Source organism: Streptomyces anandii JCM 4720 (assembly GCF_014650655.1).
In the GTDB taxonomy this organism is placed as follows: Bacteria; Actinomycetota; Actinomycetes; order Streptomycetales; family Streptomycetaceae; genus Streptomyces; species Streptomyces anandii.
The window spans coordinates 420,683-421,067 of sequence record NZ_BMVJ01000001.1 but is presented as its reverse complement, the minus strand read 5'-3'; the positions used below and the strand labels follow the sequence as shown (position 1 = coordinate 421,067).

The 385-nt window shown below is 72.7% G+C and carries 1 protein-coding gene; it reads right to left on the bottom strand.

Features of this window, described 5'->3' with window-relative positions:
- A partial coding sequence (locus IE249_RS35880) for an efflux RND transporter permease subunit (protein WP_229857242.1) occupies positions 1 to 385 on the bottom strand: 385 nt, incomplete at both ends.

The following is a 385-nucleotide window of genomic DNA, read 5'->3' as shown; positions in this document are numbered from 1 at the left end:
CGCCCTCGGTCGAGGCGAGCAGCTTCTCCACGCGCCGGGCCTGTTCGTCGGTGGCCGCGAGGCCGGTACCCGGCTTGAGCTCCTGCTTGACGGTGAGGACCTCCTGGTCCCCCTGGTCGAAGAAGTTGGTCTTGAGCAGCGGGGTCATGCCGAAGGTGCCGGCGAGCACCGCCACCGCGATGAGCACGCTGGTGAGCCGGCGCCGGGTGGCGAAGCGCAGCACGGGGACGTAGAAGCGCTGCAGGCGGCTGCGCGCCTCCTTCTCCTCGGCCCTGCGGCGGGCCTCGCCGGCGTCCTCGGGGGTGCCCTTCGGGGCGCGCAGGAACCAGTACGACAGCACCGGCACGACGGTGAGCGACACCAGCAGCGAGGCGAGCAGCGCGGC